Origin of the sequence: Pedobacter sp. CAN_A7 (genome assembly GCF_015752175.1) — a bacterium.
Taxonomy (GTDB): domain Bacteria; phylum Bacteroidota; class Bacteroidia; order Sphingobacteriales; family Sphingobacteriaceae; genus Pedobacter.
Map to the genome: position 1 here is coordinate 809451 of NZ_JADOUW010000001.1, position 18545 is coordinate 827995.

Here is an 18545-nt window from a genome sequence, read left to right on the forward strand (position 1 = left end):
GAACTGATATTATTAAATTGCAGGCTTGAACAAGGTAAACTACACACAAACTATGCGCAAAAATCTACTCGCTATTCTTCTTTTAGGTTGTACACTTCCGGCTATCTCCCAAGATAACAAAGAAAAACCCAAGTGGGATATTGAAAAATACAAAGGAACAACTAAAAACTTCTCCATTACAACCAACGAAGGCACCTGGATGAACCTTGACGTTAGCAATGACGGTAAGGAAATTGTATTTGATATGCTGGGCGACATTTATGTGATGCCTATTACCGGTGGTACAGCCACCCTACTCAGCGGCGGTATTGCCTTTGATGTACAACCACGCTTCAGTCCGAATGGAAAGTATATTTCGTATACCAGCGATAAAGGTGGAGGTGATAACATTTGGATCATGAACCGCGACGGATCAAACAAACGTCAGGTGACCAAAGAGAACTTCAGGTTATTAAACAATGCCACCTGGATGCCCAATAGCGAATACCTTATTGCCCGCAAACACTATACAGGTACCCGTTCTTTAGGGGCTGGTGAAATGTGGATGTATAACATTCACGGTGGTGATGGTGTGCAATTAACTAAAAGAAAAAACGACCAGCAGGATGCCGGCGAACCAAATGTTTCACCAAACGGCAAATTCCTGTATTTTAGCGAAGACATGTCGCCCGGCCCTACTTTCGAATACAGTAAGGACCCCAATGGCATGATCTATGCCATACGCCAGCTCGACCTGAGCTCAGGAAAATTAACCAACTTTATTGCCGAACAAGGTGGTGCTGCCCGCCCACAGGTTTCTCCCGATGGGAAAATGATGGCCTATGTGAAAAGGGTACGCTTGAAAACGGTCATGCACCTCCAAAATCTACAAACGGGTGAAGAAATGCCTTTATTTGAAGACCTTTCTCATGACCAGCAGGAAACCTGGGCCATCTTTGGTATCTACCCAAATTTCGCCTGGACACCTGATTCAAAAAGTATTATCTTCTATGCAAAAGGCAAGATAAAGCGCCTAGACTTAAACACCTTACAAGTTAACGAAATCCCTTTCCAGGCCACTACAAATCAAACTGTGCAGGATGCACTTCATTTTCCACAGCAGGTTTTTGCAGATGAGTTTAAGGTAAAAATGATCAGACAGCTAACCACAGCTACGGATGGCAAGTTTGTCATTTTTAACGCAGCTGGTTACCTGTATAAAAAGGAATTGCCCGATGGTAAACCTGAAAGACTAACCAACGGCATGGCTTTCGAATTCGAGCCAGAAATTAGTCCGGATCAAAAATACGTGATCTACACCACCTGGAGCGACGAATTAAAAGGATCTATCAAACGCACTGACCTTAAAACCGGCAAAACCATTACCCTTACCGATGAGAAAGGGTTTTATTATACGCCCAAATATTCCAGTAATGGCGATAAAATTGTTTATAGAAAAGGAACAGGTAATCAGACTTTAGGTTTTTCTCATGGCAAAAACCCAGGTATTTATACCATTTCAGCAAACGGTGGCAACAAAATACTTATCTCTGATAACGGCATTAAACCGAAGTTCAATGCCGACGACAGCCGTATCTATTTTCAAAGCAACAGCAAAGGAAAAAAAGCTTTTAAAAGCATTGCCTTAAACGGTACCGACGAAAAAACTCATTATTCTTCCAGTTATGCCACAGATTTCGCTCCAAGTCCGGATGGGAAATGGATGGCCTTTACAGAACTCTATAATGTGTATATCACCCCTATGGTCACCATTGGTGCTGAATTAGAGTTATCGTCAACAAATAAAGCCATTCCGGTTACTAAAGTAAGTAAAGATGGTGGTAGTTATATCCATTGGAGTGGCGATAGCCATAAACTATTCTGGACACTAGGCGAAAGCTATTTTAGCAAAGACATTAACAACACCACTGTTTTTAACCAAACAGCAACCTTAGCTCCAGCAGCGCAGCCTGATGCCGGTATATCCTTAGGATTAAGTTTAAAGGCCGATAAGCCTACCGGTTTAGTGGCGTTAAAAGGCGCTAGAATCATCACCATGCAGGGCGACCAGGTGATTGAAGAAGGAACCATCCTGTTGCAAAACAATAAAATTCTTAACGTAGGTACCGTGGCAGAGGTAACAATTCCTGCGGAAGCTACTGTAGTAGATGTAACCGGAAAAACCATTATGCCCGGTATTATCGATGTGCATGCACATTTACGTACCAGTCCTGATGGCGTGTCACCTCAACAAGACTGGTCTTACCTGGCCAACCTTGCTTTTGGAGTAACCACATCGCATGATCCATCAAGCAATACAGAAATGGTATTCAGCCAAAGTGAAATGCTTAAAGCTGGCCGTATGGTTGGTCCGAGATTATATTCTACCGGAACCATATTATATGGTGCAGAAGGCGATTTTAAAGTGGTGGTCAACAGCCTTGACGATGCCCTTGCCGGCCTTCGTCGCTTAAAAGCTGTTGGTGCTTTTTCGGTGAAGTCGTACAACCAGCCACGCCGCGAGCAGCGCCAGCAGATTCTGGAAGCCGCCAGGCAGCTGCAAATGGAAGTGGTACCTGAAGGTGGATCTACCTTTTTCCACAATATGAATATGATTGCCGATGGCCATACTGGCATTGAACACAGCATTCCAATTGCTCCTGTATATAAAGATGTAGTAGATTTCTGGGCTAATACTAAAGTAGCTTACACACCAACTTTAATTGTTAGCTATGGTGCACAATGGGGTGAAAACTATTGGTACGACAGGACCAATGTTTGGGAAAACGAAAGGTTAATGGCTTTTACGCCAAGATCGATTATTGACCAGCGGGCCAGGAGAAGAACCACTGCTGAATATGGCGACTATGGGCATATTGAAGTAGCTAAAACAGTGAAACAAATTACAGATGCCGGTACTAAAGCAAACTTGGGTGCCCATGGACAAATTCAGGGTCTGGGTGCACATTGGGAATTATGGATGTTTGTACAAGGCGGCATGAGCCCGCTTGAAGCCATCCGCGTAGCCACCATTAACGGTGCGGCATACCTGGGTATGGATAAAGAACTGGGTACATTGGAAAAAGGTAAACTTGCCGATTTAGTGGTCATGGATGCCAATCCGCTGGAAGACATCAGGAACTCCGAAAAAATTAAATATGTGATGATTAACGGTCGTTTATATGATAGTTTATCTATGAACGAAACCGGAAGCAGAGATAAGGTGCGGCCTAAATTATGGTTCGAAGCCAATAAAGCTATGGGTTATGCCATGCCAATGGGTGAAGCAGAAACCTGGACCTTTACGGTGCCAGAATGTGATTAATTAGTTTTAGCTAGCAATTAAGGGTGTAACACGATCAAAAGTGTTACACCCTTTTGATTTTATAAGTTTTGTGCAATAACAAAACCACTTGCCCAGGCCCACTGGAAGTTGTATCCCCCCAGCCACCCAGTAACATCTACACATTCGCCCCCAAAATATAGGTTTGGTATCTTTTTACATTCCAGAGTCTTCGACGAAAGCTCATTGGTGTCTATCCCACCACGCATTACCTCTGCTTTATCATAACCTTTGTCGCCAGCAGGTTTCACTTTAAACAAATGTATCGTGGAATGAATGGTATCCATATCCTCCTTAGTTAAGGCGGCAACCGGTTTATCCATAGGCAGAAATTTAGCCATGGCCTCGGTAAACTTGCGTGTATAATATCGATTAAACAACGTTGATAACAAGGTTTTTCCTTGCTCACTCCGTTCCTGTTCTATAATTTCGATGATATTTTTATTGGGAAGCAGGTCGATGTTAATCGTTTCCCCTGCCCGCCAGTACGAAGAAATTTGTAATACAGCAGGTCCACTTAAGCCCCAGTGTGTAAACAACAAACTCTCTTCAAAAGCTATTCTATCGTTACTGATGGAACAAAATACGGCGTTACCCGACAACTGGGCATACCAGGTCTCCTCTTTTCCAGTGATGGTTAACGGCACCAATGCTGGCGCAGTAGCTATAATTTTTAATTCGTTCTTGCGTGCATAACGTAAGGCAAAATCTGTGGCTCCCATTTTAGGGATCGGTAATCCCCCGGTTGCCATCACCAGTTTTCCGGCATGTAATTTTACAGTTTTACCGTTTTTTTCGTAACTGACAGTAAACCCTTCGGCAGTTTGCTCGATGTCCAAAACATTTGCCTGGCAACGAATTTCCTGCCCCATCTCCCTGCACAAATCTGTAAAAACAGCCACCACGTCCCTGGCATTTTTACCGTCGGGAAAAAGCTGTCCCAAGGTTTTCTCTTTGCCACTTATTCCGTAGGTTTCAAAAAAGCTTATCGTATCCTCAACGGTCCATTGCTTAAAAGCAGATTTCAGAAAATGCTTGTTTGCTGATATAAACTGCTCTTCTGTTGCAAATAAATTGGTGTAATTACACCTTCCCCCACCCGATATCAGAATTTTTGCCCCTGGCTGATCGGCTTTCTCCAGCACAATCACCTTTTTACCCATAAATCCTGCCTGCACGGCACACATTAGCCCACAAGCTCCAGCACCAATAATTATAGCATCAGCATCCATCAATCCGTTTATATTGTTAAATTTGTGCAAAATAAGCATAACTTTTTCATATTGAGATGGCAAAACAGATAAGCGATTTAAAATTAGGCATACTAGGCGGAGGCCAATTAGGGCGAATGTTAATACAGGAAGCCATTAATTATAACCTGACCACCATGGTTTTAGATCCTGATACTCATGCGCCTTGCAAGCATATCGCGAATACCTTTGAATGCGGATCCATTACAGATTACGATACGGTTTATAACTTTGGTAAAAAAGCAGATGTGATTACCATTGAGATTGAAAAAGTAAACATCGAAGCGCTCGAACAATTAGAAAAAGAAGGCAAACTGGTATTCCCACAATCCAGGGTCATTCGTTTAATTCAAGATAAAGGTGTTCAAAAGCAATTTTTCAAAGAAAACGACATCCCTACCTCGCCATTTATATTGGTTAATGGCAAACAGGAAATGCTAAACAGCAATTTCGCATATCCCTTTATGCTAAAACAACGCAGGGATGGTTATGATGGAAAAGGGGTAATGAAAATCGAAACCATTAAAGAACTGGATGATGCTTTTGAAGGGCCTTGTTTAATTGAAGAGCTGGTAGATTTCGAAAAAGAAATCGCCGTGATCGTGTCTAGAAATTCTAATGGTGACATGCGAACTTTCCCGATGGTGGAAATGGAATTCAATCCAGAAGCCAACCTGGTAGAGTTTTTAATCAGCCCCTCTACCTATCCGGAAGCTATCCAGCAGAAAGCAGAACTCATCGCTAAAAATATTGCTTCAGCCCTAAACATCACAGGCATATTGGCTGTAGAAATGTTTGTAACCAAAAATGGTGAAATATTAGTTAACGAATTGGCACCAAGACCGCATAATAGTGGACATCAGACCATTGAGGGTAATTACGTTTCTCAATTTCAACAACACCTGCGTGCAATATTTAACCTGCCACTTGGCGATACCCGTTGCATCACGAACGCGGTGATGATCAACTTATTGGGCGAAAAAGGTTACGATGGTGTAGCAAAATACAATGGTTTGGAAAAGATTCTGGCATTGGAAGGCGTTTACGTACACCTATATGGTAAAAAGTATACTAAACCTTTTCGCAAAATGGGCCATGTTACCGTTGTGGATCAAAACCGGGAAAGTGCGATAGAGAAAGCAAAATACATTCAAGAAGCTTTAAAAGTAATAGCCTAAACACAGACGGCAACTAAAACAACATATTCAAGTCAATACAGCATAAAAACAGATACAATGAGCATAAAAGTAGGCATAATCATGGGTAGCAAATCCGATTTACCCATCATGCAGGATGCAGCCGACATCTTAACAGGTTTTGGAATTCCATTTGAAATGACGGTTGTTTCTGCCCACCGTACACCTGAAAGAATGTTTAATTATGCCAAAGAAGCCGCAAACAGAGGTCTAAAGGTGATTATTGCAGGTGCTGGTGGTGCTGCACATTTACCGGGCATGGTAGCGTCGATTACCGTCCTACCTGTGATTGGTGTACCCATTAAATCATCAAATTCTATTGATGGCTGGGATTCTGTATTGTCTATCCTGCAAATGCCAAACGGTATCCCTGTGGCAACAGTGGCCCTTAATGCTGCAAAAAATGCAGGTCTATTAGCAGCACAGATTTTAGCAACAGCTGATGCAGACCTGAGCGTTAAAATGCAGCAATATAAAAATGAGCTGAGAGAAACAGTGGAAAAAACCGCTGCCGAAATGGAAGCTAAATAAGCGGGACAGCAGGTAAGCCGGTTTTATACAGTGCAAATTCACGTTTCCTCCTGCCCAGCAGGATGGGCGCAGAACCCACTTTATTCCATACTAAAAACCAGGTTTCTATCTCATTCAAAGGGGCTTTATCATTTATTTTCTTCAGTACGGTAGAATTGACAAAAGCCCCGCCTCCAATATTATAACAGAGGGAAACCAATGCATTGAAATGGTTTTGATTAACCTCAACCCGCAACACACGTGTTACAGTACGCTCAAAAGTGACTACCGTGTTTTTGAAAAGGCCGATTGCGCGATCCCGTGTAATAGGTTTATCGGTCATCTTCACTTTAGTGCCGTTCTCATAATAGGTACAACCTACCCCAATGGTTGCAATACCCGCGCTATCAAGATAAGGATGTAACACCATCCCCTCTTCCTGAATCAGAAAATCAACTCCTACGTCATCTAACTTCATAACATGGCTTTATAAACTCATAACAAACGTAGGAAAGATTAGTTAATGGAGTTAGTAAAGATAAGACATCTGAGAATCTTGGCAATTAATACAATTCAATTCTTTTAACATAACGTTAACACATCCTGGCACCAGTATTGGATTATGCTGTATACAAACACACAAATTAGTATACACAACATGAAAAATATCCTCTTCGCTGTATTATTCGGAGTAGCTTCGTTTAGCAGCATCAATTCACAAGCGCAAGTGAACGTTAACATTAACCTGGCTGCTCAGCCGCAATGGGGACCGGCAGGATACGATCATGTAGAATATTATTATATTCCTGATATGGATGTGTATTACTATGTGCCATCTTCACAGTACGTATACCAAAATAACGGGAACTGGAAATGGTCAAAAAACTTACCTTCTAAGTATAAAAATTACGATTTATACAATTCCTATAAGGTAGTAATGAACCAGAAACAACCCTACTTATCTCATCAAAATCATGTTAAACAATACAGCAACTATAAAAACAATAAGGGCAAACAAGTTAGCCTTCGCGATAAAAAAAGCAATTATAACCAAGTGAACAAAAGAAGTACGGTAAGCAGAAGTAACCGCGTGAGTGTAAAAAGTGCTAATCAGAATGTACGTACAAATGCAAGCAGAGCCAGCAACGGGAACAATGCCAACAAAGCGACTAATGGTAAAATCAAATCGCAAGATAGAAGTAATCGAAACTAACAGCTGCAGACAATAATAAGCCAGTGAAATTAAAAGAGGGGTTGTATCATTTTAACTAATGATACAACCCCTCTTTTTTTTGTAAAATTACCTGACGAGTTTTATTTAAACCGAATTATTTCTATTTTTTCTTTTATTAACGAACCAATAACAAACATAGAGTAGTAAAATCCACACTGGAATCAACTCCACGGATATTTTCAAGCCCGTTATCCACATAATTACTAATATGCCCATCAGAAAGACCAGGCATATATAATTCGAAAGCGGATAGATATAAGAGGGGAATTTTGTTTTAACCTGATCTGCGTCTTTTCGTCTTCTGAATTTCAAATGTGTAATACTAATCATCAGCCAATTGATAATGAGCGAGGACACCACTAAAGACATCAAAATTTCCAATGCCTTCTCTGGCATAAGCTTGTTGATGATGATGCAGATGGCCACAAACAAACTTGATAGCAGAAGCGCATTTAGCGGTACCGAGCTTTTATTCAGCTTCGACAAAAACGAAGGTGCATTCCCCTGTTCAGCTAGCCCGAATAACATCCTGCTATTACTATAAACACAACTGTTGTAAACAGATAATGCTGCTGTCAATACAATCACATTAAGCATATTAGCAATCAAACTGGTAAAATAAATGGTTTTGCCAAAAAGATTAAACTGAAATCCTTTTAGGCTTTCAAAAACCATCACGAAAGGGCTACTATCAGTGGTAATATTTTTCCATGGAGATAATGCAAATAGGATCACCAATGCGCCAACATAAAAAATCAGAATTCTGTAAATTACTTGATTGGTCGCTTTAGGAATAGTTTTTTCAGGCTGTTCCGCTTCAGCTGCCGTGATTCCAATTAATTCTAGTCCGCCAAAGGAGAACATGATTAATGCAATGGCAGAGAACAATCCCTGAAATCCTCCATTCCCATCGGCACTCAAAAACCCCTTTGGAAAAAATCCGCCATCATTCCATAGGTTTTGAATACTGGCCTGTTCACCACCGTTACCACTAAAAAGCAGATAAGCTCCAAAAATGATCATGGCAATAATGGCGACAACCTTGATGATGGAAAACCAAAATTCAACCTCTCCATACACTTTGACTGAGGTAAGGTTTAACGCATTAATCACAATAAAAAAGAACAAACTTGACGTCCACAGTGGAATTTCTGGCCACCAGAAGTGCACGTAGATCCCTATGGCTGTTAACTCCGACATGCTCACCAGGATATACAATACCCAATAGTTCCAGCCAGATGCAAAACCGGCAAAAGATCCCCAGTACTTATTAGCAAAGTGGCTAAAGCTACCAGAAACAGGTTCCTCTACCACCATCTCGCCTAACTGACGCATAATAAAAAAAGCAATAATACCTGCCAGTGCATAACCTAGGATTACTGAAGGGCCAGCCAATACTGCCGCCGGACCAATGCCTAGAAATAATCCTGTACCTATGGCTCCACCAAGGGCAATGAGCTGGATGTGTCTGTTTTGCAAACCTCTTTTGAGTTTTTGTCCCTCAGGCTTTTCGTATGTTTGTTTCAATGGTATATTATTTATGAATTTTTTTTGAATACATTTAGGTATCCCTGAAAATTTTCACAAAAATGGGAACTTATATTGATTATTCTAAGATTTCTTTTTTTTACTGTCTAGCGTCAGTTTCCGTGAAGATCATTACAAGCTTTGACCCGCTACTGTTTTCAGGAGCATTACTTCGTATATTTCTTTAAATGAAATCACCAAGCATGTTTAGCGCTTTGATTTAATATAAAAGCTTAAAAAATCCAAAAAAAAATTCCAGGTTGAGCGTAATTTCAGTACACAGGAGTTATCCCTGCGTCCGGGTTCAGTCCAAGTTCAGTCCAAGTTGAAAGCAAGTTTTCCATGTAATACTCGGATTCATTGTGGAATTAAGTTGTTTTCAATTTGGATTGTGGAGCAACTAAACTTCAAGAGCATATCAATTTCTTTATATGAAAATCAAAAGGTTGGGTGTCACTACGTTTATATAGCGCACAGTCTAGCCCCACTACCCTAATCCAGGGCGTCCGGCAATGACTTTTAAACAGAAATTTTTAGTTTAAATTAGGGTTTTGAGGAAAGTTACTTACATGAGCATATTTGGGACCTAAATTAATAATCACCTCACGCCATACCTCGTCTTCATTGGCAGAAAAAACCACATCAGCATGATACTGGTCAGAAACAATCCAGGTATTATCCCTAAGTTCCTGTAATAGCTGGTCTTCACCCCAGCCAGAGTATCCAATGAAAAATTTAACTTCATCAGGTTGCAGATCATGATTAGCTAATAAAACCTTTAAGGTTTCCAAGTTCGCACCATAATAAATACCGGGGGCAATCTCTTCACCATCATTCATTTTATCGTAGCAACGGTGTATGATGTGCAGCGTATCAGTGCCTACCGGGCCACCATAATAAACAGGAAAGTCTGATGCACCTAGTTCAGGTAATAAATCGCCGAGGATCAGGCTACTTTTATGATTTAAGACAAAGCCGAGTGTACCCTCCGGGGTATATTCAGCGATGAGGATGACCGATCGCAAAAAATTTGGGTCATTTAAGAATGGCTCTGAAATCAATAACTTGCCAGCTGATGGTTCCAATTTGCTTAACATTTCGGTAAATTACTGATAATTTTGAATAAACTAAAACCTATTTTTGCAGAATGGATTTGACCATAGAAACGTTACAAAATTTAAGGCAAGACTACCGTTCTGCTGCACTTTCAGAAGCTGAAGTGGAGAAAGATCCGATCAAGCAGTTTGCGAAATGGTTCACCGACGCTTTAAGCGCACAACTATTCGAACCTAATGTGATGACCCTGGCTACGGCCGACAAAACCGGAAAACCTGCCGCAAGAATCGTACTATTAAAAGGATTCGATGAAAAGGGTTTTACCTTTTACACCAATTACAATAGCCATAAAGGAAATGACCTGGATGAAAACCCAAGGGCAGCACTGGTTTTCTTCTGGCCTGCTTTAGAGCGTCAAGTACGCATTGAAGGCACGGTAACCAAGACTTCAGCTGAATTAGCAGATCAATATTTCCATTCCCGCCCTGCGGGTAGCCAAATTGGCGCCATCGCTTCACCACAAAGCAGTGTTTTAAACGAGCGCCACTTCCTGGAGCAAAAGGTGCAGGAATTAACCAAACAGTACGAAAACAAGGAAATTCCACGGCCAGCACATTGGGGCGGTTATGTGGTCAATCCAATAAATATAGAATTCTGGCAAGGCCGCCCTAGTCGTTTACACGACAGGATCAACTATCAATTAATCGATGGACAATGGGCCATTAGCAGATTAGCACCTTAGAACATGATAAAAAATATAGCCGTTATAGGCTCAGGCACCATGGGTAATGGCATTGCACATACCTTTGCTCAATTCGGATATCCAGTAGTGTTAATCGACATTAACGAAGAAGCCTTAGACCGTGGCCTGGCCACAATAGTCAAAAATCTCGACCGTCAGGTAAGTAAAGGCACCATTACGGCAGAAGATAAGGCTAATACCCTGCAGAACATTAGTAAATCAACTTTGATGAGAACTGGTGTGGCAGAAGCCGACTTAATTGTTGAAGCAGCTACGGAAAACCTCGACTTAAAACTCAAGATTTTCACAGACCTCGATGCTTATGCCAAAGCTGGTACTATCCTGGCCAGTAATACCTCTTCAATTTCGATTACTCAAATTGCAGCAGCAACTAACCGAGGAGAAAAGGTCATCGGCATGCACTTTATGAATCCCGTACCTGTAATGAAACTGGTAGAAGTGATTAGGGGTTATGCCACCAGCGATGAAACGACGGCTGCTGTAATGGAAATTTCCAGCGCCTTGGGTAAATCGCCTGTGGAGGTAAATGATTACCCTGGTTTCGTAGCTAATCGTATTTTAATGCCCATGATCAACGAAGCAATATTCACCTTATTCGAAGGGGTTGCAGGCGTTCATGAGATTGATACCGTAATGAAACTAGGCATGGCACACCCGATGGGGCCCCTGCAACTGGCAGATTTTATTGGGCTCGATGTTTGCCTGGCCATCATGAACGTTTTACATGATGGTTTCGGAAATCCTAAATATGCTCCATGCCCTTTATTGGTGAACATGGTGATGGCCGGAAAAAAAGGTGTAAAATCTGGAGAAGGCTTTTATGACTACGCCAACGGCCCGAAAGACGCAAAAGTAGCCGCTAAGTTCCGCGTTTAATGCTCACATTATCTTAACTTTGCAAACATGAATGAAAATCTTGATCCTGCTTCTGAAAACCTGACGCCCATTGATCGTGACATCGAAAAAGTGCTGCGGCCTCAGACATTTGAAGACTTTACCGGTCAGGAGAAAATCATGGAGAACCTTAAGATATTTGTAAAAGCGGCCAAATTACGTGGAGAATCACTGGATCATGTGCTCTTACATGGGCCTCCGGGATTGGGTAAAACTACCCTTTCTCATATTATCGCCAATGAAATGAATACCGGGATCAAGATTACTTCTGGTCCGGTTTTGGATAAACCAGGAGACTTGGCTGGCTTATTGACCAACCTGGATACAGGAGATATCCTATTTATAGATGAAATACATCGTTTAAGTCCGCTGGTAGAAGAATACCTCTACTCGGCTATGGAAGACTTTAAAATTGATATTATGCTGGAGAGTGGCCCCAATGCCCGCTCCGTGCAACTTAACTTAAATCCTTTTACGCTTGTGGGTGCTACTACCCGCTCAGGTTTGCTAACCGCGCCGCTTAGGGCACGGTTTGGGATCAATGCGCGTTTAGCCTATTACGATGCCAAGTTACTGACCACCATAGTACAACGTTCGTCAGAAATTTTAAAAACACCGATTACCGATGAAGGTGCTTATGAAATAGCACGCCGGAGTCGCGGAACCCCGCGTATAGCCAATGCTTTATTGCGCAGAACACGAGATTTTGCCCAGATTAAAGGTAATGGCGAGATAGATACCGACATTGCCCGTTTTGCATTAACCGCTTTAAATGTTGATGAACACGGATTGGACGAGATGGATAATAAAATCTTGCTGACCATTATCGATAAGTTTAAAGGCGGACCTGTTGGTGTTAAAACCATTGCTACAGCCGTTGGCGAAGACGAAGGTACGATTGAAGAGGTTTATGAACCTTTTTTAATTCAGGAAGGTTACTTAATGCGCACCTCCCGTGGCCGCGAAGTAACCGAAGCAGCTTACATCCACTTAAAAAGAACTTACCAGGCCCAAACCGGCCGTTTGTTCTAAATACATCTCCATGAAAATGGAAAACATATACCTATTGAAATGAATATTGAATTAAGAAAATTAACATTAGCAGATTACGACGACCTAAAAGAATCCATGGCCCAGGCCTACGATACCTTAGGTGGATCGATATGGAGTAAAGCCAGCATAGCCAGATTACTAAAATTATTCCCTGAAGGACAACTGTGTATCGCTGTAGATGATAAGGTAGTGGCCTGCTCCCTAGCCCTGATTGTAGATTACGACCAGTATGGCGATAAGCACACTTACCAGATGATTACTGGTGATTATACCTTCTCTACCCATGATCCTAACGGTGATGTGTTATATGGTATTGAAATTTTCGTAAGTCCGGAACACCGTGGTTTGCGCTTAGGCAGAAGGTTATATGAAGCACGTAAAGAGCTGTGCGAGAGCCTGAATCTGAAAAGCATTATTGCTGGCGGACGTATACCTGGTTATCATGAATATGCAGAGACCCTGACGCCCAGGGCCTATATTGATAAGGTGAAATCAAAAGAGATTTTTGACCCTACCCTTACGTTCCAGATATCAAATGATTTCCACGTGATCAAGGTATTGAAAAACTACCTTCCAGGTGATCATGAGTCTAAAGATTTTGCTACCCTGCTGGAGTGGAACAACATCTATTACCAGGGTATTGATGCTTCGGCACGTTCTGCAAAGACCATTAGAATTGGTTTGGTACAATGGCAGATGCGTTTATTCCCAGATAGGGAATCGTTTTACGAACAGGTAGAGTTCTTTATTGATGCGGTGAGCGGCTATAAATCTGACTTTGTGATGTTCCCGGAGTTTTTCAACACGCCACTTCTGCAACCCTACAACCACTTACCTGAAATGGAAGCTATGCGAATGCTGGCCGAACAAACGGAAGAAATTGTACAGAAAATACAGGAGTATGCGGTATCGTATAACGTCAATGTGATATCGGGTACCATGCCTATTATCGACAAAGAGAACAATAAGTTGTATAATGCTACTTATTTATGCCATAGAAGTGGTAAAACAGAAGAATACAGAAAAATACACATCACACCAAATGAACGTAAATATTACGGCATGACAGGTGGTGATAAGATCAGGGTATTTGATACGGACTGCGGAAAAATTGGAATTTTGATCTGTTATGATGTAGAATTCCCTGAGTTAAGCAGAATCTATGCAGATCAAGGCATGCAGATTCTATTTGTACCTTTCTTAACCGATACACAAAACGGCTATACCCGTGTTAGGCATTGTGCTCAAGCCAGGGCCATTGAAAATGAATGTTATGTGGCCATTGCAGGTTGTGTAGGTAACTTGCCGAAAGTAAATAACATGGATATACAGTTTGCACAATCGGCCGTGTTTACCCCTTCAGATTTTGCTTTCCCAACCAATGCGGTAAAGGCCGAAACTACCCCTAATACCGAGATGGTATTAATTGTAGATGTAGACCTTCACCTGTTGGATGAGTTGCACCATTTCGGAACGGTTAAAATAATGAAAGACCGTCGTCATGATTTGTATGAAGTACGTTTATTGAAATAAGTCTATGTATTAGGGTTATCCCTGAACATAAACCAATATATAATAAACAGTATAATAATTGCTATAGGAATGGCCCATTTCATCGCTACACCGGCACCTTTGTTATCAGGCTCGTTAATAGCCTCCGGCGATGGTCCTGGGTCATTTTGATGTGCAGCATAGTCATGCTCTATAGGTTTGCTACATTTACCGGGATCTTCTGCATGAGGAGTCTTATTATTTTCCATGATCGTATAATTTGTTACCCCTACTTAACAATACTAGCCTAAAAAGGTTTTAAACGCGATATCCTATCTTTGTACACACGTATGTATAACCAGCCGACTAAATACAGCCACATGATTAAGGAGGAAGCCCTACGTTTGGGCTTTCAACAGTGTGGCATTGCAAAAGCTGGCTTTCTGGAAGAAGAGGCACCACGCCTTAGCCAATGGTTAAGAAATCAGCATCATGGCCAAATGGCTTACATGGAAAATCATTTTGACAAAAGACTTAACCCAACACTTTTAGTCGACGATGCTAAGTCGGTCATTTCCTTAAGCTTAAATTATTTCCCATCTCAAATACAGGAAGACCCAGAAGCGCCGAAACTATCAAAATATGCCTACGGTAAAGACTACCACCAGGTAATTAAAGCTAAACTGGCTGAACTGCTTCATTTCATTCAGGAACATATTGGTGAGGTGAGCGGCAGGGCATTTGTAGATTCTGCCCCAGTGCTTGATAAAGCATGGGCTAAAAAAGCAGGCCTTGGTTGGATAGGAAAACATAGCAATCTGATCAGTAAACAATCGGGCTCCTTTTTTTTCCTTGCCGAATTGATCATTGACCTGGATCTGGCATACGATCATCCTTTTACAGCTGATCATTGTGGCAACTGTACCCGCTGTTTAGACGCTTGCCCCACAGATGCCATTATCGCCCCTTACACCGTTGATGCCAGCAAATGCATCTCTTACCTCACCATAGAACTAAAAGACGAAATACCGGCTTCGTTTAAGGGTAAGATGGAGAACTGGATGTTTGGTTGCGACATCTGTCAGGATGTATGTCCCTGGAACCGCTTTTCCGTTCCGCATAACGAAGTAGCCTTTGCACCTGCAAGTGATTTACTACAAATGAAAAAAGAGGATTGGCTGGACATTACAGAAGATATTTTCAAAACCATCTTTAAAAACTCTGCCGTAAAAAGAACCAAGTTTAAGGGCCTTACCCGAAATCTCGATTTCATAAAAAAGGCCTCCAAAGAGGCCTGATCAGCAATAAGCTAGCTTATTATTTTACAATATAACTATTGTCTTTACTTTCTTTATCGGGTACATGACCTCCGCCTAACACCACCTTCTTCAATGCTTTTTCAGTAGGAACAGCGATTGAAATCAACTGATCACCTTTTTCCCATACTCCGATCGTTTGGTGTAAGTGACCAACTGAGCCATCGGCATACTCCAGACGCAAGTCTACAGGTAAGGGTTTTTTACTTTTGTTCCGGATACCCACCACATAACCTGTTTCGTTTTTACGCACTTCCTGTATGGCCAGATCAGTAACACCTTCTTCAAAAAACCAGGCTTTCCAAAACCAGTTCATGTTTTTACCGGCACCTTCATTCATGCTGTTAAAGAAATCAAAAGGTGTAGGGTGTTTCCCTTGCCATTGCTCAATATAGTGGTGCAGGGCTTTGGTGAACAGCTCTTCGCCCAGGTAATCTTTTACAAAGAGGTAACCCATGCCCGGTTTTGGGTATGATGAGGTGAAAGAACCTGATCCTTTCAGTTCTGTAGTCGGGGTAATAATCGGAGCATCATTTGTGGTACCTGATGTAGCTGCAGTTTGTGCAACACCATACAGGTCTACCATGTTCGTATCAATCATCGGACTGATTAACCACTCGCCTATGGTGGCCCAGCCTTCATCCATCCAGGCATATTTAGTTTCATTGGTTCCCATATAAAAGGGAAACATCGTGTGAAAGATCTCGTGTACAGTTAAGGTAATGGCATCTTCCCTTTTCGCAACAGGGTTATCATTCACCATCATCGGGTATTCCATCTGGTCTAAACCATCAAAAATAGTCTCATGCGAATATGGAAAAGGCCATTTGGGGAATTTAAAACTCATCGCCTCCACCGTTTTGCGGGCAAAGTCCACCACTTCATAATAATCTTTATGCGAAGGATTAAACACTGCATCGACGCGGGTTCTGCGTTTAGTTACAGCATCAACCACCAGACTACTCGATTTCCAGATGTAATGGTCACTACTTGCGAATACAAAGTCGGTTACCCCCTTAGCTTCAAAGGTCCAGGTATTAAATTGTTTGCCTTTCGTCAAGCGCTTTTGTTTCAAGTCCGCTTCAGTAAATACATCAACTACACCATCGCTGGTTTCTGCTTGTCTTAAACGTTTGTAAATGTGATCCTGGTAAATATCCTTAGCATTCGTTAAATCGCCGGTTGCCCAGACCTGGTGGTCTTTAGGCATTTTTATGGATACTTTGAAATTACAGAAGTCATTATAAAACTCTTCGTCGCCTGTATACGGGAATTTGTTCCAGCCGTCCACATCATCATAAACAGCAATTCGTGGAAAGAAATAAGCGATAAAATGAGAACCCTCATCTACCTGACCTGTACGGATATGAGATCCTTTATTTAAGCTATAACTGTAATTTAAAACTACTTTTATTTTTTTACCCGGAACCAATGGCGAAATGGGTACCTGCATATTGGTGCCTGCTTCTACCCATGATCCGGCATCCATTTTGTTTCCATCGATTTGGATAGATGAAATTTTTACACCCTCACCCAAATCGCGTTCATTTACCTTTGCTTTACGCGCTGCACCTTTTTTATAAAGATTAGGATATAACTTAAACCAAAGCGTATCCAGCTGATCAGGACTGTGGTTAGTATAGGTAATTTCTACCGTGCCTGCCAATAAACGTGTGACAGGGTTAAAGTCTACATCAATCACATAATCGGCTGTATTCTGCCAGTAGGCAGCACCTGGGGCACCTGTAGATGAACGGGTACCGGCAGCGTATGCCTTTTCTATCTCTGATGGAACAGGCAAAGTTTGCTGTGCATGGACACTTGCAACAGTAAGCAGCATAAACAGCAACAAGGCTGTTTTTTTACCCATGAACATTATTTACCGAACTTCATTTTAAGCTGCTCCAACATGTCGTTGGTTACTGCAACTGGTTTTTCTTTCTTAAACTGAGGTTTAGCCACGTAAGGTTTTGCTGCTGGTTTCGGCGATGGAGCCGCAGCCGGAGCGGGAGTCTGAGGTGCAGCGGCATGTCTCGCTGCTTTCAATTCATCTTTCTTTTTATTCCACCTTAACCAGATTTCTTCCAGTTTTTTCTTGGTATATAAAGGAAAGTCCCCCTGTTTCATCCAGGCATAATAACTTGGCTCCACATCAAATACAGATTCTACCGTTTTGCCCTTATGTTTACCGAAATTGAATACTTCGTCGTTATTTTCGTTATAAACCATTCTGCCAGCAAAATCTACTGGTTTATTCATATTGGTAAATAAATGCAAGGCATCTACATCATTAATTACCGGCTGACTAATTTTACCTTGTTTATCTTCAAAATCAACATCTTTATATCGATCCAATTGTGCTAATAGCACATGATAAGTGGCTGTAATATCTGCTTCTGCCGAGTGGGCATTCACAATGTCTTTATCGCAATAAAATTTATAAGCTGCACGCAGTGTACGTTGCTCCATCTGGTGAAAGATGTTCTGCACATCAACAAACTTCCTGTCAGCCATGTCTAAATCAACACCTGCACGAAGAAATTCTTCCAGCAATACCGGAATATCAAAACGATTGGAGTTATAACCCGCTAAATCAGCATCACCAATAAAATCTGCCAATTCCTGGGCAACAGCCGAAAATAAAGGCGCATCAACAACATGTTCATCATAGATGCCATGAATTAAAGATGATTGTATTGGAATAGGCATCCCCGGATTAATTTTCAGGGTTTTTATTTCTTCAGTACCATCAGGCATTGCTTTTAATATAGCAATCTCTACGATGCGGTCAGATCCTACGTTTACACCTGTAGTCTCCAGATCAAAAAATGCGAGTGGCCGTTTTAAGTTTAATTTCATGTTGTAATAAATACTATTTTATTCAAAAGTCGGAAAAATGATCCATTAAATGCTAAATTTTAAACAGATCGTAC

General features: G+C 41.5%; 16 protein-coding genes. 9 read left to right on the plus strand and 7 right to left on the minus strand.

The window, feature by feature from the left end; genetic code table 11:
• Positions 1-52: 52 nt before the first annotated feature.
• A complete protein-coding gene (locus IWX76_RS03665; protein WP_196858512.1) occupies positions 53-3304 on the plus strand; it encodes an amidohydrolase family protein in 3252 nt (1083 codons plus the stop codon).
• 59 nt (positions 3305-3363) lie between these two features.
• On the opposite strand, the gene IWX76_RS03670 is transcribed toward IWX76_RS03665, so the two are convergent.
• A complete protein-coding gene (locus IWX76_RS03670) occupies positions 3364-4593 on the minus strand; it encodes an NAD(P)/FAD-dependent oxidoreductase (protein ID WP_334641133.1) in 1230 nt (409 codons plus the stop codon).
• 17 nt (positions 4594-4610) lie between these two features.
• On the opposite strand from IWX76_RS03670, the gene IWX76_RS03675 reads away from it, so the two are divergent.
• Entirely contained in the window at positions 4611-5750 is a 1140-nt protein-coding gene (locus IWX76_RS03675) for a 5-(carboxyamino)imidazole ribonucleotide synthase (protein WP_196858513.1), read from the plus strand.
• Between the two features lie 57 nt (positions 5751-5807).
• Positions 5808-6299 (plus strand): 5-(carboxyamino)imidazole ribonucleotide mutase, encoded by a 492-nt coding sequence (gene purE, locus IWX76_RS03680; RefSeq protein ID WP_196858514.1) that lies wholly within the window; start codon positions 5808-5810, stop codon positions 6297-6299.
• Here purE and IWX76_RS03685 read toward each other — a convergent pair.
• Entirely contained in the window at positions 6292-6756 is a 465-nt protein-coding gene (locus tag IWX76_RS03685; RefSeq protein WP_196858515.1) for a lysozyme, read from the minus strand. The genes purE and IWX76_RS03685 overlap by 8 nt on opposite strands.
• A 180-nt stretch (positions 6757-6936) precedes the next feature.
• Here IWX76_RS03685 and IWX76_RS03690 point away from each other — a divergent pair, with 180 nt between their 5' ends.
• A complete protein-coding gene (locus tag IWX76_RS03690) occupies positions 6937-7491 on the plus strand; it encodes a hypothetical protein (protein WP_196858516.1) in 555 nt (184 codons plus the stop codon).
• A 105-nt stretch (positions 7492-7596) separates the two neighbouring features.
• Here the strand turns inward: IWX76_RS03690 and IWX76_RS03695 are convergent, their stop codons facing one another.
• Positions 7597-9039 (minus strand): amino acid permease, encoded by a 1443-nt coding sequence (locus IWX76_RS03695; protein WP_334641137.1) that lies wholly within the window; start codon positions 9037-9039, stop codon positions 7597-7599.
• Between the two features lie 533 nt (positions 9040-9572).
• The gene (locus tag IWX76_RS03700) at positions 9573-10136 is read right to left on the minus strand and encodes a YqgE/AlgH family protein (protein WP_196858517.1); all 564 of its coding nucleotides are present in this window, start codon (positions 10134-10136) and stop codon (positions 9573-9575) included.
• A 50-nt stretch (positions 10137-10186) separates the two neighbouring features.
• On the opposite strand from IWX76_RS03700, the gene pdxH reads away from it, so the two are divergent.
• Genes pdxH through IWX76_RS03720 form a run of 4 tightly spaced genes read left to right on the plus strand, consistent with a single transcriptional unit; the run spans position 10187 to position 14338 of the window.
• Positions 10187-10837 (plus strand): pyridoxamine 5'-phosphate oxidase, encoded by a 651-nt coding sequence (gene pdxH / locus IWX76_RS03705; protein WP_196858518.1) that lies wholly within the window; start codon positions 10187-10189, stop codon positions 10835-10837.
• 6 nt (positions 10838-10843) lie between these two features.
• On the plus strand, positions 10844-11734 hold the full coding sequence (locus IWX76_RS03710) for a 3-hydroxybutyryl-CoA dehydrogenase (protein ID WP_196859028.1): 891 nt from the start codon (positions 10844-10846) through the stop codon (positions 11732-11734).
• Between the two features lie 27 nt (positions 11735-11761).
• Complete coding sequence (gene ruvB, locus IWX76_RS03715) at positions 11762-12784, plus strand: Holliday junction branch migration DNA helicase RuvB (RefSeq protein ID WP_196858519.1); 1023 nt, start codon at positions 11762-11764, stop codon at positions 12782-12784.
• A gap of 39 nt (positions 12785-12823) precedes the next feature.
• Positions 12824-14338 carry a GNAT family N-acetyltransferase gene (locus IWX76_RS03720; RefSeq protein ID WP_196858520.1) on the plus strand — a complete coding sequence of 505 codons (1515 nt, stop codon included), beginning with the start codon at positions 12824-12826 and terminating at the stop codon, positions 14336-14338.
• 2 nt (positions 14339-14340) lie between these two features.
• Here the strand turns inward: IWX76_RS03720 and IWX76_RS03725 are convergent, their stop codons facing one another.
• Positions 14341-14565: a hypothetical protein gene (locus IWX76_RS03725; protein ID WP_196858521.1), complete on the minus strand. Its 225-nt coding sequence runs from the start codon at positions 14563-14565 to the stop codon at positions 14341-14343.
• A 111-nt stretch (positions 14566-14676) separates the two neighbouring features.
• On the opposite strand from IWX76_RS03725, the gene queG reads away from it, so the two are divergent.
• Positions 14677-15594: a tRNA epoxyqueuosine(34) reductase QueG gene (gene queG / locus IWX76_RS03730; protein WP_442952246.1), complete on the plus strand. Its 918-nt coding sequence runs from the start codon at positions 14677-14679 to the stop codon at positions 15592-15594.
• Positions 15595-15613: 19 nt separating this feature from the next.
• Here the strand turns inward: queG and IWX76_RS03735 are convergent, their stop codons facing one another.
• Together IWX76_RS03735 and IWX76_RS03740 are read right to left on the minus strand one after the other, a co-directional pair.
• Positions 15614-17482 carry a M1 family metallopeptidase gene (locus IWX76_RS03735; protein WP_334641140.1) on the minus strand — a complete coding sequence of 623 codons (1869 nt, stop codon included), beginning with the start codon at positions 17480-17482 and terminating at the stop codon, positions 15614-15616.
• Positions 17483-17487: 5 nt separating this feature from the next.
• Positions 17488-18471 carry an exonuclease domain-containing protein gene (locus IWX76_RS03740; protein ID WP_196858524.1) on the minus strand — a complete coding sequence of 328 codons (984 nt, stop codon included), beginning with the start codon at positions 18469-18471 and terminating at the stop codon, positions 17488-17490.
• Positions 18472-18545: the final 74 nt, after the last annotated feature.

What these genes read in the sequence shown, in the direction of transcription:
- IWX76_RS03665 (WP_196858512.1), top strand. Translation starts at nt 53, where the DNA reads ATGCGCAAAAATCTACTCGCTATTCTTCTTTTAGGTTGTACACTTCCG.
- IWX76_RS03670 (WP_334641133.1), bottom strand. Translation starts at nt 4,593, where the DNA reads ATGCTTATTTTGCACAAATTTAACAATATAAACGGATTGATGGATGCT.
- IWX76_RS03675 (WP_196858513.1), top strand. Translation starts at nt 4,611, where the DNA reads ATGGCAAAACAGATAAGCGATTTAAAATTAGGCATACTAGGCGGAGGC.
- purE (WP_196858514.1), top strand. Translation starts at nt 5,808, where the DNA reads ATGAGCATAAAAGTAGGCATAATCATGGGTAGCAAATCCGATTTACCC.
- IWX76_RS03685 (WP_196858515.1), bottom strand. Translation starts at nt 6,756, where the DNA reads ATGAAGTTAGATGACGTAGGAGTTGATTTTCTGATTCAGGAAGAGGGG.
- IWX76_RS03690 (WP_196858516.1), top strand. Translation starts at nt 6,937, where the DNA reads ATGAAAAATATCCTCTTCGCTGTATTATTCGGAGTAGCTTCGTTTAGC.
- IWX76_RS03700 (WP_196858517.1), bottom strand. Translation starts at nt 10,136, where the DNA reads ATGTTAAGCAAATTGGAACCATCAGCTGGCAAGTTATTGATTTCAGAG.
- pdxH (WP_196858518.1), top strand. Translation starts at nt 10,187, where the DNA reads ATGGATTTGACCATAGAAACGTTACAAAATTTAAGGCAAGACTACCGT.
- ruvB (WP_196858519.1), top strand. Translation starts at nt 11,762, where the DNA reads ATGAATGAAAATCTTGATCCTGCTTCTGAAAACCTGACGCCCATTGAT.
- IWX76_RS03720 (WP_196858520.1), top strand. Translation starts at nt 12,824, where the DNA reads ATGAATATTGAATTAAGAAAATTAACATTAGCAGATTACGACGACCTA.
- IWX76_RS03725 (WP_196858521.1), bottom strand. Translation starts at nt 14,565, where the DNA reads ATGGAAAATAATAAGACTCCTCATGCAGAAGATCCCGGTAAATGTAGC.
- queG (WP_442952246.1), top strand. Translation starts at nt 14,677, where the DNA reads ATGATTAAGGAGGAAGCCCTACGTTTGGGCTTTCAACAGTGTGGCATT.
- IWX76_RS03735 (WP_334641140.1), bottom strand. Translation starts at nt 17,482, where the DNA reads ATGGGTAAAAAAACAGCCTTGTTGCTGTTTATGCTGCTTACTGTTGCA.
- IWX76_RS03740 (WP_196858524.1), bottom strand. Translation starts at nt 18,471, where the DNA reads ATGAAATTAAACTTAAAACGGCCACTCGCATTTTTTGATCTGGAGACT.